Source organism: Brevundimonas sp. FV1ps31S, from assembly GCF_058681265.1.
Genome location: NZ_CM178735.1, coordinates 3,316,253 through 3,330,124, shown reverse-complemented (window position 1 = coordinate 3,330,124; position 13,872 = coordinate 3,316,253). Strand labels below are relative to the sequence as shown.

15 protein-coding genes are annotated in these 13,872 nt (G+C 68.3%); 13 read left to right on the top strand and 2 right to left on the bottom strand.

Annotation, left to right across the window (positions count from 1 at the left end):
* The first annotated feature begins 25 nt into the window (after positions 1-25).
* Complete coding sequence (locus tag ACVPT3_RS15990; RefSeq protein WP_492041825.1) at positions 26-643, top strand: alpha-ketoglutarate-dependent dioxygenase AlkB; 618 nt, start codon at positions 26-28, stop codon at positions 641-643.
* 26 nt (positions 644-669) lie between these two features.
* Here the strand turns inward: ACVPT3_RS15990 and secA are convergent, their stop codons facing one another.
* Complete coding sequence (secA, locus tag ACVPT3_RS15985; protein ID WP_492041824.1) at positions 670-3,519, bottom strand: preprotein translocase subunit SecA; 2,850 nt, start codon at positions 3,517-3,519, stop codon at positions 670-672.
* Positions 3,520-3,805: 286 nt separating this feature from the next.
* Here secA and ACVPT3_RS15980 point away from each other — a divergent pair, with 286 nt between their 5' ends.
* Genes ACVPT3_RS15980 through ACVPT3_RS15965 form a run of 4 tightly spaced genes read left to right on the top strand, consistent with a single transcriptional unit; the run spans position 3,806 to position 6,734 of the window.
* Positions 3,806-4,726 (top strand): peptidylprolyl isomerase, encoded by a 921-nt coding sequence (locus ACVPT3_RS15980; RefSeq protein WP_492041823.1) that lies wholly within the window; start codon positions 3,806-3,808, stop codon positions 4,724-4,726.
* Position 4,727: 1 nt separating this feature from the next.
* The gene (argJ, locus tag ACVPT3_RS15975) at positions 4,728-6,122 is read left to right on the top strand and encodes a bifunctional glutamate N-acetyltransferase/amino-acid acetyltransferase ArgJ (protein WP_492041822.1); all 1,395 of its coding nucleotides are present in this window, start codon (positions 4,728-4,730) and stop codon (positions 6,120-6,122) included.
* Positions 6,119-6,532: a (deoxy)nucleoside triphosphate pyrophosphohydrolase gene (locus tag ACVPT3_RS15970; RefSeq protein ID WP_492041821.1), complete on the top strand. Its 414-nt coding sequence runs from the start codon at positions 6,119-6,121 to the stop codon at positions 6,530-6,532. Before argJ ends, ACVPT3_RS15970 begins: the two co-directional genes overlap by 4 nt.
* 25 nt (positions 6,533-6,557) lie before the next feature.
* Positions 6,558-6,734 carry a Flp family type IVb pilin gene (locus ACVPT3_RS15965; protein ID WP_492041820.1) on the top strand — a complete coding sequence of 59 codons (177 nt, stop codon included), beginning with the start codon at positions 6,558-6,560 and terminating at the stop codon, positions 6,732-6,734.
* Positions 6,735-6,754: 20 nt separating this feature from the next.
* On the opposite strand, the gene ACVPT3_RS15960 is transcribed toward ACVPT3_RS15965, so the two are convergent.
* Complete coding sequence (locus ACVPT3_RS15960; RefSeq protein ID WP_492041819.1) at positions 6,755-7,654, bottom strand: methyltransferase domain-containing protein; 900 nt, start codon at positions 7,652-7,654, stop codon at positions 6,755-6,757.
* Here ACVPT3_RS15960 and ACVPT3_RS15955 point away from each other — a divergent pair.
* From ACVPT3_RS15955 to typA, 8 genes are all read left to right on the top strand, one after another.
* Positions 7,653-8,447 (top strand): ComFC family protein, encoded by a 795-nt coding sequence (locus tag ACVPT3_RS15955; RefSeq protein WP_492041818.1) that lies wholly within the window; start codon positions 7,653-7,655, stop codon positions 8,445-8,447. The two genes, ACVPT3_RS15960 and ACVPT3_RS15955, sit on opposite strands and share 2 nt — an antisense overlap.
* Positions 8,448-8,497: 50 nt before the next feature.
* Positions 8,498-8,755: a glutaredoxin 3 gene (grxC, locus tag ACVPT3_RS15950; RefSeq protein ID WP_492041817.1), complete on the top strand. Its 258-nt coding sequence runs from the start codon at positions 8,498-8,500 to the stop codon at positions 8,753-8,755.
* A gap of 4 nt (positions 8,756-8,759) precedes the next feature.
* The gene (locus ACVPT3_RS15945; protein ID WP_492041816.1) at positions 8,760-9,599 is read left to right on the top strand and encodes a carbon-nitrogen hydrolase family protein; all 840 of its coding nucleotides are present in this window, start codon (positions 8,760-8,762) and stop codon (positions 9,597-9,599) included.
* Between the two features lie 7 nt (positions 9,600-9,606).
* Positions 9,607-10,041: a DUF1178 family protein gene (locus ACVPT3_RS15940; protein ID WP_492041815.1), complete on the top strand. Its 435-nt coding sequence runs from the start codon at positions 9,607-9,609 to the stop codon at positions 10,039-10,041.
* A gap of 1 nt (position 10,042) precedes the next feature.
* The gene (locus tag ACVPT3_RS15935; protein ID WP_492041814.1) at positions 10,043-10,867 is read left to right on the top strand and encodes a DUF6597 domain-containing transcriptional factor; all 825 of its coding nucleotides are present in this window, start codon (positions 10,043-10,045) and stop codon (positions 10,865-10,867) included.
* 33 nt (positions 10,868-10,900) lie between these two features.
* Positions 10,901-11,371, top strand: a complete 471-nt coding sequence (locus ACVPT3_RS15930) for a DUF6265 family protein (protein ID WP_492041813.1) — start codon at positions 10,901-10,903, stop codon at positions 11,369-11,371.
* Positions 11,372-11,382: 11 nt separating this feature from the next.
* Entirely contained in the window at positions 11,383-11,868 is a 486-nt protein-coding gene (locus ACVPT3_RS15925; RefSeq protein ID WP_492041812.1) for a GNAT family N-acetyltransferase, read from the top strand.
* Positions 11,869-12,006: 138 nt separating this feature from the next.
* Positions 12,007-13,839: a translational GTPase TypA gene (typA, locus tag ACVPT3_RS15920; protein WP_271165616.1), complete on the top strand. Its 1,833-nt coding sequence runs from the start codon at positions 12,007-12,009 to the stop codon at positions 13,837-13,839.
* Positions 13,840-13,872 lie beyond the last annotated feature (33 nt).

Sequence of the window (13,872 nt, the reverse complement as noted above, 5' to 3'; positions counted from 1 at the left end):
ACCGGTTTTCGCCCAGGATGAGGCCATGTCCGCGATTTCAGAGGTCAAAACCGCCGTCGAGGGCTTCCGCCTTTGGCCAGGCGCCCTGGACGCCCAGGCCCAGGCCGATCTGGTCGATGCGGTGTTCGCGCGGCTGGAAGAGGGGCCCTTTTACCGGCCGCAGACGCCGGGCGGACGGCCGTTTTCGGTGCAGATGAGCAATCTCGGGCCGTTGGGCTGGGTCTCGGACCGGGGCGGCTATCGCTATCAGTCGACGCATCCGGAGACGGGGCGGGCCTGGCCGGATATTCCACCTGTGTTGCTGGACCTTTGGGACGCCACGGTCGGCGCGGCCTGGCGGCCGGACGCCTGTCTGGTCAATCTGTACCGCGAGGGGGCGAAGATGGGCCTGCACCAGGACAAGGACGAGGCCGATCTGGGCGCGCCGGTCCTGTCGGTGTCGCTGGGCGACGCGGCCATGTTCCGCATCGGCGGCGCCGCGGGCGGGCGCACCACGACGCTGCGACTGGACAGCGGCGACGTCTGCGCCCTGACGGGACCGGCGCGACTGGCCCGGCACGGGATCGACCGCGTGCTGGCGGGCTCGTCGCGCCTGATCCCCGGCGGCGGGCGGCTGAACCTGACGCTGCGCGTGGCGGGGTAGATCCGGACCGGAAAGCGCGGCGGTCCTTAGACCAGCGCCCCGTGGCAGTGTTTGAACTTGCGGCCCGAGCCGCAGGGGCAGGGCGAGTTGCGGCCGGTCATTTCCCAGCCGGGCGGCAGGGCCTCGACCGGAAGCTTGGAGCGGTCGTCGCCGATCAACTGGCCTTCCGGATTTTGCGCGGCCGGATTAGCCATCTCGTTCTCGCCGGTGCCGGGGTTCAGGTGGATCTCCTGGAACTCGGGCATTTCCGGCGGCGGCTGGAAGCGGAACTCGACCGTCATCAGCCAGCGGGTGACGTTGTGGCGCAGGTCGTACAGCAGGTTCTCGAACAGCGAGAAGGCCTCGGTCTTGTACTCGTTCAACGGATCGCGCTGGCCGTAGCCGCGCAGGCCGATGACGCCGCGCAGATGGTCCAGATGGACCAGGTGTTCGCGCCATTGCATGTCGATCATCTGAAGCATGAATTGCTTTTCGAGACCGCGGGTCTGGGCGGCGCCGATCTGTTCCAGGCGTTCGGCGGCGCGGGCGTCGGCGGCGGCCAGCAGCCGCTCCTCGATCTCTTCGTTCGACACGCCTTCCTCGGCGGCCCAGTCGTGCAGCGGCAGCTCCAGGCCCAGGGTGGTGCGGACCCGCTCGTCCAAGCCGTCGATATCCCACTGTTCGGCATAGGCCTTGGGCGGCATGTAACGGTCGACCAGGTCGGACACCACGTCGCGGCGGAAGTCGCCGACCAGTTCCGACAGGTCTTCGGAGTCCATGAACTCCTGGCGCTGCTCGAACACGGCCTTGCGCTGGTCGTTCACGACGTCGTCGTATTTCAGCAGGTTCTTGCGGATGTCGTAGTTACGGGTCTCGACCCGCTTCTGGGCGGTCTCGATGGCGCGGTTCAGCCAGGGATGGGTGATGGCCTCGCCTTCCGCGACCCCGAACGTCTTCATGATCGAGTCCAGGCGGTCGCCGGCGAAGATGCGCAGCAGGTCGTCCTCGCAGGACAGGTAGAATTTCGAGGTGCCGGGGTCGCCCTGACGGCCGGTGCGGCCGCGCAGCTGGTTGTCGATCCGGCGGCTCTCGTGGCGTTCGGTGCCCAGGACGAACAGGCCGCCGGCGGCGAGGGCGATCTCGCGCTGGACGGCGATGTCGGCCTTGAACTGGGTCTCCTGGGCCTTCTCCATCTCGGGCGTGACCTCGACGGCCATGTTGCGCTGTTCCAGCAGCCACTTCTGCATCTTCATCTCGAGGTTGCCCCCGAGCTGGATGTCGGTGCCGCGGCCGGCCATGTTGGTGGCGATGGTCACGACGCCCGGCAGGCCGGCGTCGGCGACGATATAGGCCTCCTGCTCGTGCTGGCGTGCGTTCAGGACGGAGTGCGGAATGCCGCGCAGCCTGGTTTCGTAGGTGATGTCATAGGCGGCGTCGCCGATCTTCTCGGCCTCCTTGGCCTTGCCCTCGTACTGGGGCTTCAGCTTGCGCGAGACCTCGACCTTGTACTCATAGGTGCGGAGCAGTTCAGACAGCTGTTCCGACCGCTCGATCGAGACCGTTCCGACCAGGATAGGCTGGCCCGCCAGGTGGCATTCGGCGATCTGTTTGGCGATGGCCTGGTTCTTCTCGGCGTGGGTCCGATAGACCTCGTCGTCATAGTCCTTGCGCTGGATCGGCCGGTTGGTCGGCACCTCCAGCACGTCCATCTTGTAGATGTCGCCGAACTCTTGCGCTTCCGTCGCGGCGGTGCCGGTCATGCCCGACAGCTTTTCGTACAGGCGGAAATAGTTCTGGATCGTGACCGAGGCCAGGGTCTGGTTCTCGGGCTGGATCTTGACGTCTTCCTTGGCCTCGATGGCCTGATGGAGGCCTTCGGACAGGCGGCGGCCGGTCATCATCCGGCCGGTGAATTCATCGATCAGGACGATCTCGCCGCCCTTGATGATATAGTCCTTGTCGCGCTGGTACAGGGTGTTGGCGCGCAGGGCCTGGTTGGTGTGATGGACCAGGCTGATATTGGCGGCGTCGTACAGGCCGGTGGTGTCGGCGGCGAAATGACCGCCGCTTTCCAGCGCCTCTTCCATCCGTTCCGAGCCCAGTTCGGTCAGCAGGACCTGTTTCTGCTTCTCGTCGAGCTCGAAGGTGTCCTTGTCCTTGATCAGCTCCTTCACCAGGCCGTCGAGGATCTTGTACAGGTCCGAACGGTCCTCGGTCGGGCCCGAGATGATCAGGGGGGTGCGCGCTTCGTCGATCAGGATGGAATCGACTTCATCGACGATGGCGAAATTGTGCGGGCGCTGCACCATCTCGCGCCGGTCATAGACCAGGTTGTCGCGCAGATAGTCGAAACCGAACTCGTTGTTGGTGCCGTAGGTGACGTCGGCGGCGTAGGCAGCCTGGCGCTGCCCCTGGCTCAGGCCGTTGACGATGACGCCCACTTCCAGGCCCAGAAAGCGATAGACCCGGCCCATGGTCTCGGCGTCGCGGCGGGCCAGGTAGTCGTTGACGGTGATGACGTGGACGCCCTTGCCGGGCAGGGCGTTCAGATAGACGGGGGCCACGGCGACCAGGGTCTTGCCCTCGCCGGTCCGCATCTCGGCGATGCCGCCTTCGTGCAGGATCATGCCGCCAGCCAGCTGGACGTCATACTGACGTTGACCCAGCACCCGTTTGGACGCCTCGCGCACCACGGCGAAGGCTTCGGGCAGGATCTTGTCCAGGGTCTCGCCATTGGCCAGACGATCCCGGAAGGCGTCGGTCATCATCCGCAGCTCGTCGTCGGACAGGGCGGCGAATTTGGGCTCCAGCGCATTGATGCGCTGGGCGTGCTCCTGGAAGGCCTTGACCTTGCGGTCGTTGGAAGAGCCGAAAAATTTCTTGGCGAAGCCGAGCATGTCAGATCCGGTAAAGGTCGAGCGTCATGGAGGAGCGGCTCTGAAATCCCGTGAGGGGCGGCGATAGCAGCGCCGCGCGAGGGGCCAGGAACGACGGCGGCCCAGGTGCGCCGGTGCAGGCGCGCGCGAAGGGCCGCGCAGACGATCAAAACCCCTCGACTTGGGCGCAGGCGGGACTTAAGCACCGGCCTAACCCCTGTCAACGCGAGGGGCATTCGGCCGCCTTCGACGGAGCGCCCTCTTGACCCCCTATCGGCGATCTTCCGGCTTCATCACAACGGCCCTCATGGCCGCGGCCCTGACGCTCGCCGCCTGTTCGCGCGGCGGCGGCGACGACCATGCCCCGCAGCCGGGCGACCGGCCGGTCGCCAAGGTCCAGAACGAGACGGTCTGGGCCTCAGACGTCAAGCGCGAGGCGGTGGCCCAGGGCCTGGTCGGCGAGGGCGAGCCCCTGGACGTGACCTCCGACCTGTTCCGTCGCGTGCTGGACGAGGTGATCGACCAGAAGCTGCTGGCCCGGGAGGCCGAGCGGCGTCGGCTGGACGCCTCCCCTCTGGCGCAACGGCGGCTGGAGGCGACCCGCGAGCGAATTCTGGGCGACATGCTGGTCGAGAGCGTCGTCAATGGCGCGATTTCCGACCAGGCGGTCCAGACGTTGTATAATGAACAGCTGCGGCTGGCGAAGACCTCCGAAGAGATCCGCGTCCGCCTGATCCTGTCGCGCACCAGACCCGAGGCGGAAGCCGTCATTGGCATGTTGGGCCAGGGCGCCGGTTTCGAAGCCGTGGCCATGGAGCGGTCGATCGACGAGGCGACGCGCTTCTCGGGCGGGGATCTGGGCTATTCGACGCTCGACGTCATGCCCCAGGCCTACGCCGGCGCCCTGCGCGACCGGCCGGCCGGGTCGATCGTGGGTCCGTTCCAGACCGAGGGCGGCTGGGCCGTGCTGCGGGTCGAGGACCGGCGTAAGGAAAGCCCGCCGACGCTGGAACAGGCGCGACCCCAGATCGTCCGCTACCTGACCTACGAAGGTGTCCGGCGCCTGCTGGAGCAGTTGCGCGGCAAGGCCAAGGTCGATGTCCTGCTGCCGGGCGAAGGCGCCGGACAGAACGAGGAGCCGGCCTCCGCCGCCTCCGGGGCCGCGTCCGGCGCGCCTCCTGCTCCTGCTCCTGCTCCCGCCCCTTCCGCATCCGCACCGGCCGCCTGACATGACCAAGCCCCCCTCGACCACAGGCCAGAAGATCGAACAGGCGTTCGAAAAGGCGCTGGACCCGTTCGCCACGGCGCTGAAACGCGCCACCCGCCCGGCGGAGCCCGCCGCCGCGCCGGCCCCAACCGCCGGCAAGCCGGGCCTGGCCATCTCGCCCCTGGCCGTGCCCTTCCCGACCATTCCCCCGATCGGCGGGGTTGAGATCGCCACGGCGCGCGCCGGTTTCTACAAGCACGAGCGCGATGACCTGGTGGTGTTCCGGTTCGCGCGCGGCACCAGCTGCGCCGGGGTGTTCACCCGCCACAAGATCGGCTCCGCCCCCGTGGACTGGTGCAAGAAGCACCTGGCGGGAGCCGAGGGGGGCAAGGACGTGCGCGCCCTGGTGGTCAATGCGGGCTGCGCCAACGCCTTCACCGGCAAGGCCGGCGCCGACGCCGCCCGGCGCGCCGCCTCCGAGGTCGCCAAGAGATTCGGCTGCCGCCAGCGCGACGTCATGCTGGCCTCGACCGGGGTGATCGGGGTGGTGCTGGACGAGAAGAAGATCGTCTCCAAACTGCCCGAGATCGAGGCCGGCCTGGACGCCGACATCCATCCGTCCGAGCAGTGGGCCCGGGCCGGGCGGGGGATGATGACCACCGACACCTTCCCCAAGGGGTCGTACGCCGAGGCCGAGATCGAGGGCTACAAGGTCCGGATCGCCGGGATCGCCAAGGGCTCGGGGATGATCGCGCCGGACATGGCCACCATGCTGGCCTTCATCGTCACCGACGCCGACATCCACCCGAACGTGCTTCAGGCGCTTCTGGGCCTGCACGTCCGCACCACCTTCAACAGCGTGACCGTGGACGGCGACACCTCGACCAATGACACGGCCCTGCTGTTCGCCACCGGCGCCTCGGGCGCGCCGCGCATCGGCCGGGTCGGCGACCGGCGGCTGAAGAGCTTCTCGGCCGCCCTGGACAAGGTGATGCTGGATCTGGCGCACCAGCTGGTGCGCGACGGCGAGGGGGCGACCAAGTTCGTCAAGGTGACGGTGGACGGCGCCGCCAGCCCCGCGTCAGCCAGAAAACTGGCCAAGTCCATCGCCGACAGCCCCCTGGTCAAGACCGCCATCGCCGGCCAGGACGCCAACTGGGGCCGGGTCGTCATGGCCGTGGGCAAGACCGAGGAGCCGGTGGACCGCGACCGTCTGGCGATCAAGTTCGGCCCGCACCAGGCCGCCATCGACGGCGCCCCGTCCCCGACCTACGACGAGGCCAAGATGACCGCCTATATGAAGAACCCCGAGATCGACATCACCGTCGATGTCGGCGCGGGCCGGGCCTCGGCCACGGTTTGGACCTGCGACCTGACCAAGGACTATATCGAGATCAACGGCGATTATCGCTCGTGACGGATACGCCGCTTCCCACCGTCCTCGTCGTCGCCGTCGCCCTGATCGATGTCGACGGGCGGGTGCTGATCGCCAAACGGCCTGAGGGCAAGAAGTTGGCCGGCCTGTGGGAGTTTCCGGGCGGCAAGGTCGAGCCCGGCGAGCGGCCCGAGGCGGCCCTGATCCGCGAACTGCGCGAGGAACTGGGCATAGAGGTCAGCGAGAGCTGTCTGGCGCCCTTCGTCTTCGCCAGCCATGCTTACGATTCCTTTCACCTGTTGATGCCATTGTATCTGTGCCGACGGTGGGACGGCGTGGTCACGGCGCGTGAGCACGACGGCCTGGCCTGGGTGAGACCGGACAAGCTTTCGGACTATCCCATGCCGCCGGCGGACGAACCCCTGGTCGCCTGGTTGCGCGACCTGCTCTGATCACCGCCGACCAGGGAGGCCGGCCATGCGTTTCATCGCCCGCTTCCTGTCCGACGACGACGGCGCGACCGCCATCGAATACGGCCTGATCTGCAGCCTGATCTTCGTCGCCATCCTGGGCGGACTGAGCGCCCTGGGCGGCGCCAACGGGACGCTGTACAAGGACGTCATGCAGAAAGTCATCGACGCGCTGAAGGGGTGAAACCCCCACAGCACGGCGGGTCAGCCCGGATCGACCTCGTCGCCGGTCATTTCCTTCACGCCCAGGGCGTCCGCCAGCCGGACCTTGGCTGAGCCGCGCGCCAGCGGCTTCTGCTGGCTTTCGTGCGGTTTCCAGCCGGCCAGATGGATGATCTCGAAGGTGGCGGGGATGCGGCCGTCGGCGTCGCCATGGCGTTCGGCGTACAGGCGCGCGGCGCGGGCGATCACGGCCCGGCTCAGGGGCCGGATCGGGCCGTGCAGCACATTGGTCTCGCCCATGGCGCGCAGGTCGCGGACCAGGGCGAACAGATCGGGATAGCGGACGGTGAACCGGTCCACGTCCGACACGGGCAGGGCGAAGCCCGCCCGCTGCAACAGGGCCGCCCCGTCATAGCCGTCCGCAAAGGGCGAGACCCGCGCCTGGGCGCCGCCGCGTTCGGCCAGTTCCGCCTCGGTCAGGACCGAGCGCAGCTCCTTCAGCGTGCCCGCCCCGAACAGGGTGCCGATGAACAGGCCGTCCGGCTTCAGGGCCCGCCGGATCTGGGCCAGGGCCCCAGGCAGGTCGTTGGCCCAGTGCAGGCTGAGCAGCGAGACGATCAGATCGGTCGAGTCATCCGCCAGCGGCAGGGCGGCGGCGCCCGGCGCGGCGCGTTCGGCCAGACGGGTCGGGGTCGCGACCTCGCCCACCCGCCCGGCGGCGTCGCTGGCCGCAAGCGCTGTGGCGAACGGGCCGGAATGGGCCGAGAGATCGACGGCGACCGGAAACGCGCGCAGGATGGCCTCCAGGCTGCCCGCGGCGTTCTCGGCCGCCCGGACGTGCAGGAAGTCGGCCTGGTCCAGCTTGTCGGCGGCGCGCGCCAGGCGGGCTTCACGCCGGCGGGCGTCGAAAATGCGGGGCGGAGCTTCGGGGGAGGCGGTCATGGATGTGCAGGATGGGGGTTGGCGGCGCGCCTGGGAAGGGGCCGGGCGCCAGTTGCGCGATGTGGGGCGAGGATTGGCGGATCTGGTCCTGCCGCCCCTGGCCCACGACAGCCGCGAGGCGACGGCGGCGGCGGGACTGACCCCCGACGCCTGGAGCCGGATCAAATTTCTCGAGGCGCCGGTCTGCGACGGCTGCGGCGCGGCCTTCGAGTTCGACGGCGGCGCCTTCGCCGAGACCCGCTGCGCCGCCTGTATCGCCCAGCCCTATGGCTTCGAACGCGCGCGGGCCGCCTGCGTTTACGACGACCATTCGCGCGGCCTGATCCTGCGATTCAAGCACGGCGACCAGCAGCAGTTCGCCCCCCTGTTCGCGCGCTGGATCGGCCGGGCGGCCGCCGATCTGATCCAGGAGGCCGACGCCTTGGTTCCGGTGCCCCTGCACCCGTTCCGCCTTGTGTCGCGGCGGTTCAACCAGGCGGCCGAGATCGCCCGTCCCCTGGCTCGCCACGCCCGGCTGGACTATCTGCCGGACGCCCTGGTCCGCACAACCCATACCGACAGCCAGGGCGGTAAGAGCCGGCGGGGACGGCGGCTGAACGTCAAGAAGGCCTTCGCCGTGACCGAGGCCGGACGTCGCAGGATCAAGGGGCGACGCATCCTTCTGATCGACGACGTATTGACCACGGGCGCGACCGGCGAGGCCTGCGCCCGCGCCCTGATCGAAGCCGGCGCCCGGGCGGTGGACCTGGCCGTCATCGCACGGGTGCGAAACGCCCGTGAACTGACTATGTAGATCCAAACTGCCCCACGCCGTGCCGTGGCGCCCCTATCTGGAGTTCTGATTTGGCCGACGTCGTCATCTACACCAAGCCCGGCTGCCCCTACTGCTACAGCGCCATGGCGCTGCTGAAGAAGAAGGGCGCCGACTATACGGAGATCGTCGCTTCGAATGACCCGGCCAAGAAGGCCGAGATGGTCGAGAAGTCGGGCGGCCGCATGACCTTCCCGCAGATCTTCATCGCAGGAAACCACGTCGGCGGCTCGGATGACATCCATGCCCTGGACCGGGACGGCAAGCTCGACCCGCTTCTGGCCGCCTGACCCGATGAGCAGCGGGCTCGACATCGCCCTGATCCAGACCCGCACGCCGGCGACGGCGCAGGCGGCCCTGGCCCATGTCGAGCCCCTGATCCGCGAGGCCGCGGCGGGCGGGGCGAAATTCGTCCTGACGCCCGAGGGGACCAATGTTCTGGAACAGCGCCGCGACCGCCGCGACGCCGCCATCAGCGACGAGACGGCCGATGTCGCCGTCCTGGGCCTGCGACGGCTGGCGGCGGAACTGGGGGTCTGGCTGCTGATCGGCTCGGCCATCGTCAAGTCGGGCCTTGCTGGCGACAGCCGGGCCGCCAACCGGTCGCTGCTGGTCGATGCGTCCGGCGGGATCGTCGCCCGGTACGACAAGCTGCACGTCTTCGACGTCGATCTGCCGAACGGTGAGCGATACCGCGAGAGCGCGACGGTGCGGCCCGGCGACGGGGCGGCGGTCGCCGACACCCCCTGGGGCCGGCTAGGCCTGACCATCTGCTACGACATCCGTTTTCCCCATCTGCACCGCCAACTGGCCAAGGCTGGAGCGTCGATGATCGCCGTTCCCGCCGCCTTCACGGCGCCGACGGGCGAGGCCCACTGGGAGACCTTGCTGCGCGCCCGCGCCATCGAGACCGGCGCCTTCGTCCTGGCCCCGGCCCAGGGCGGGCTGCACGATGACGGTCGCCGCACCTGGGGCCGCTCGACCGTCGTCGGCCCCTGGGGCGAGATTCTGGCCAAGGCGGATCACGACGAGCCTTGCATCCTGACGGCGAAGCTGGACATGGAGGCGGTGGCCAGGGCGCGAACGGCGGTGCCGGCTCTGACCCACGACCGCGACTTCCTGTCTGTTCCCTGATGCCCTCATGATCCGATACGCCCTGAACTGCGACCAGGCCCACGGTTTCGAGGCCTGGTTCGGCTCGTCCTCCGACTATGACGACCAGGCGGCGCGCGGCCTGGTCGAATGCCCGTTCTGCGGCTCGCGAGCGGTCGAGAAGGCCGTGATGGCTCCTGCCGTCAGTGGTGCGCGCAAATCCGACCCCGCGTCCGACATCGCCGCCAAGATGCAGACCGTCATGATGGCGGCAGCGCAGCAGGTCCGCGCCCATGTCGAGGCGAACTTCGACTATGTGGGCGATACGTTCACCCGCGAGGCCCGCGACATCCACGAGGGCAAGTCCGAGAAGCGCGAAATCTATGGCGAGGCCACGCCCGCCGAGGTGAAGAAGCTGAAGGAGGACGGCGTGCCGGTCGCGGCCCTGCCCGCCCCGCCGCCGGACCCGTCCAAGGTCAACTGAGGTGGCCTCGGGGGAGGAACGGTATCAGGAGTTCGCGCCGCCGCCGGCGCTGCGGCCCTTCGTCCGCGTCATCTGGACCTATGCCGCCCCCGATCCGACGCCGACCATCCAGCGCATCGCCCCGGACGGCTGTCCCGAACTGGTGTTCGACCTCGGCGCCCCCTATGCCGAACAGGGCGAGGACGGCGCATTCCGCCTGCAGCCCTCGGCCCTGTTCGCAGGACAGATGACCCGGCCCCTGGCGATGAAGCCGACCGGGCCGACCGAACTGGTCTCTGTCCGGTTCGAGCCCGACGGGGCGCGGGACTTCTTGGGCCGGCCGTTGAGCGAGGCGACCGACCAACGCTTGGACATGGTCGAACGCCTGGCCGGTTTCGATCCGCTAAAGGGCGATCCGGCGGGGCAGGCGGCGGCCTTCGTCGCCTGGCTGACCCACCAGAAGCAGCACACGGACTGGATGATCGACCCGATAGTCCGGGCCGAGGTCGAGGCCGCCGCCGGAGAACGACCCGCGCCGCCTCGGTCGTCGGGCGAGCAACGGGCGCTTCAGCGGCGCTTCGCCGACCGGGTCGGGGTCTCGCCCCGCCTGCTGCGTTCGATCTTCCGGTTCCGTCGCGTGTTCGACCACGCGGGCCAGCCGGACGGGGAGACCGAGGGCTGGCTCGCGGCGGGGCTCGAGGCCGGTTATTTCGACCAGCCGCAGATGGCGCGCGACTTCCGGCGCTTTCTGGGCTGCACAGCCACCGACTGGGCGCGGGAGCAGCAGGCCCTGGCCCGGGCCATCGCGTCGCAAACCTACAAGCCGGCGGGGCCGCACGCCGTCTAGCCTGTCGCTATCGACCGGAGAGGGAAACCGACCATGCTGACCCCGCTGCTTCTCGCCGCCGCCCTTCAGACGACCCCCGACCAGCGCCCCGACCTGGGCTGGATGGCCGGCTACTGGCTGTCCTGCGAACCGGACCGCGAAGTGTCCGAGACCTGGACCGACCCGCGCCTGAACCTGATGCTTGGAACGTCGCTGACCGTGCGCAGCGGCAGGGCAGGGTGGGAGTTGTCGCGCATCGCCCCGGTCGATCCGACCCCGGCGGCGCCCCTGGCCTATTTCGCCCATCCCGAGGGACAGGCCCCGACGGTGTTTCCGGTGGTCGCCTCCGGCCCGCGCCGCGTGGTGTTCGAACAGGCGGCGGACGACGACTTTCCCAAACGCGTCGTCTATGAACGGGACGGCGATGTCCTGAACGCCCGGATCGAAGGCGTGCTGGACGGTCAGGAGAGGATCATCCGATGGCGCTTCCAGAAGGCGGAGCTGAACACGCGCTGCCCGGCTTAGACTGGCGCCCCATGCGGCCGGCCGACATCGACGCTGTGGTCGAGGTGGCCCGCCTGTCCTTTCCCGATCATTTCGAGGACCGGGCCTGTTTCCAGAACCGGCTGGCGCTGTATCCGCGCGGCTGTTTCGTGCTGGCGGACGGCGACGCCCCGGCGAAAGGCTATCTGATCGCCTATCCGTGGCGGGCCGACAGCGCGCCGCCGCTGAACACGGTGATCGAGGGCCTGCCGGCCGATCCAGAGCTGATCTATCTGCACGACCTGGCCCTGCACCCCCAGGCGCGTGGCGGCGGGGTTACGGGAGCCGTCGTCGAACGTCTGGCCGAACAGGCGGCCGGGGACGGCTGGCCCGCCATCGCCCTGGTCGCCGTCAATGACGCCGTCGGTTTCTGGTCCCGACACGGCTTCAAGGCGCGTGAAACCCCCGGCATGGGGGCGAAGCTTGCCAGCTACGGCGCCGACGCCCGCTATATGATGCGTGACCTTCAGGACGCTTAAGGCGCGCCTGATCCAAGGCGTCTGAACGCCTGCTCTGGTCTTTCCGTCCACATGCCTGTAAGAGGCGCGCGCTCCCTGCATGCCTTTTCATGACCAGCGGCCGCCTGCATCCCGGCCGCGCCTTTTCGCGATTATCAAATGAACCTGCGCAACGTCGCCATCATCGCCCACGTCGACCACGGGAAGACGACCCTGGTGGACCAACTGCTGGCCCAGTCCGGCGTCTTCCGAGCCAATGAGGCGACGACTGAGCGCGCCATGGACTCCAACGACCAGGAGAAGGAACGCGGCATCACCATCCTGGCCAAGTGCACCTCGGTGCTCTGGAACGGCAAGGCCGGCGAAACCCGCATCAACATCATCGACACCCCCGGCCACGCCGACTTCGGCGGCGAAGTCGAGCGGATCCTGGGCATGGTGGACGGCTGCGTCATCCTGGTGGACGCCGAAGAGGGCGTCATGCCCCAGACCAAGTTCGTGCTGACCAAGGCCCTGAAGATGGGCCTGCGCCCGATCCTGTGCATCAACAAGGTCGACCGCGCCCACGCCGATCCGGACCGCGTGCACAACGAGACCTTCGACCTGTTCGCCGCCATCGGCGCGACGGACGAACAGCTGGACTTCCCGCACATCTACGCCTCGGGCCGTAATGGCTGGGCGACGATGGATCTGAACCAGCCCAACGACAACCTGGCCCCGCTGTTCGACCTGATCGTCGACCACGTCCCGCCGCCCAAGGTTCAGGAAAACAAGGACAAGCCGTTCCAGATGCTGAACGTGCTGATCGAGTCCGACCCCTTCCTGGGCCGGATCCTGACCGGCCGTATCGAGAGCGGCAAGGCCGTTCCCGGCATGGCGATCCACGCCCTGGACCGTGAAGGCAAGGAAATCGAACGCGGCCGCATCACCAAGGTCCTGGCCTTCCGCGGCCTGAAGCGTCAGGCCCTGGACGAGGGTTCGGAAGCGGGCGACATCGTCGCCATCGCCGGCATGTCCAAGGCGACCGTGGCCGACACCCTGTGCGCCATGGAAGTCGTCGACGCCCTGCCCGCCCAACCGATCGATCCGCCCACCATCTCAATGACCGTCTCGGTCAATGACAGCCCGCTGGCCGGTCGCGAAGGCGACAAGGTCCAGTCGCGCGTCATCCGCGACCGTCTGCTGAAGGAAGCCGAAGCCAACGTCGCCATCCGCGTCACGACCACTGAAGGCGGCGACGCCTACGAAGTGGCCGGCCGTGGCGAACTGCAGCTGGGCGTTCTGATCGAAAACATGCGCCGCGAAGGCTTCGAGGTCTCGATCTCGCGTCCGCGCGTGGTCTTCCAGGAAGGCCCCAACGGCGAGAAGATGGAGCCCATCGAAGACGTCATGATCGACGTGGACGACGAATTCTCGGGCATCGTCATCGAGAAGCTGTCGGCCCGTAAGGCCGAAATGACCGACATGGGGCCGTCGGGCGCCGGCAAGACCCGCATCAGCCTGAAATGCCCGTCGCGCTCGCTGATCGGCTATCAGGGCGAGTTCCTGACCGACACGCGCGGTTCGGGCGTGCTGAACCGGGTCTTCAGCCACTACGAAGAATACAAGGGCGCGATCGCCGGCCGTCTGAAGGGCGTGCTGATCTCGAACTCGGACGGCGACACGGCGGCCTTCGCCCTGTGGAACCTGGAAGATCGCGGCGTCATGTTCGTCGGCGCCGGCGAGAAGACCTACCAGGGCATGATCATCGGCGAGAACGCGCGCTGGGACGACCTGGACGTCAACCCGATCAAGGGCAAGCAACTGACCAACGTCCGCGCCTCCGGCAAGGACGAGGCCGTGCGCCTGACCCCGCCGCGCCAGATGTCGCTGGAACAGGCCATCGCCTATATCGACGACGATGAGCTGGTCGAGGTGACGCCGAAGTCCATCCGCCTGCGCAAGCAGACCCTGAACCCGTCGTTCCGCAAGAAGCGCGTTCGTCCGGAGTAATCGGATCGTTCACTGACGCGAAGGGGGATGCGG

Excerpts from the sequence above, each read along its gene's own strand:
- ACVPT3_RS15990 (WP_492041825.1), top strand. The coding sequence starts at position 26 with ATGTCCGCGATTTCAGAGGTCAAAACCGCCGTCGAGGGCTTCCGCCTT.
- secA (WP_492041824.1), bottom strand. The coding sequence starts at position 3,519 with ATGCTCGGCTTCGCCAAGAAATTTTTCGGCTCTTCCAACGACCGCAAG.
- ACVPT3_RS15980 (WP_492041823.1), top strand. The coding sequence starts at position 3,806 with ATGGCCGCGGCCCTGACGCTCGCCGCCTGTTCGCGCGGCGGCGGCGAC.
- argJ (WP_492041822.1), top strand. The coding sequence starts at position 4,728 with ATGACCAAGCCCCCCTCGACCACAGGCCAGAAGATCGAACAGGCGTTC.
- ACVPT3_RS15965 (WP_492041820.1), top strand. The coding sequence starts at position 6,558 with ATGCGTTTCATCGCCCGCTTCCTGTCCGACGACGACGGCGCGACCGCC.
- ACVPT3_RS15955 (WP_492041818.1), top strand. The coding sequence starts at position 7,653 with ATGGATGTGCAGGATGGGGGTTGGCGGCGCGCCTGGGAAGGGGCCGGG.
- ACVPT3_RS15960 (WP_492041819.1), bottom strand. The coding sequence starts at position 7,654 with ATGACCGCCTCCCCCGAAGCTCCGCCCCGCATTTTCGACGCCCGCCGG.
- ACVPT3_RS15945 (WP_492041816.1), top strand. The coding sequence starts at position 8,760 with ATGAGCAGCGGGCTCGACATCGCCCTGATCCAGACCCGCACGCCGGCG.
- ACVPT3_RS15940 (WP_492041815.1), top strand. The coding sequence starts at position 9,607 with ATGATCCGATACGCCCTGAACTGCGACCAGGCCCACGGTTTCGAGGCC.
- ACVPT3_RS15930 (WP_492041813.1), top strand. The coding sequence starts at position 10,901 with ATGCTGACCCCGCTGCTTCTCGCCGCCGCCCTTCAGACGACCCCCGAC.
- ACVPT3_RS15925 (WP_492041812.1), top strand. The coding sequence starts at position 11,383 with ATGCGGCCGGCCGACATCGACGCTGTGGTCGAGGTGGCCCGCCTGTCC.
- typA (WP_271165616.1), top strand. The coding sequence starts at position 12,007 with ATGAACCTGCGCAACGTCGCCATCATCGCCCACGTCGACCACGGGAAG.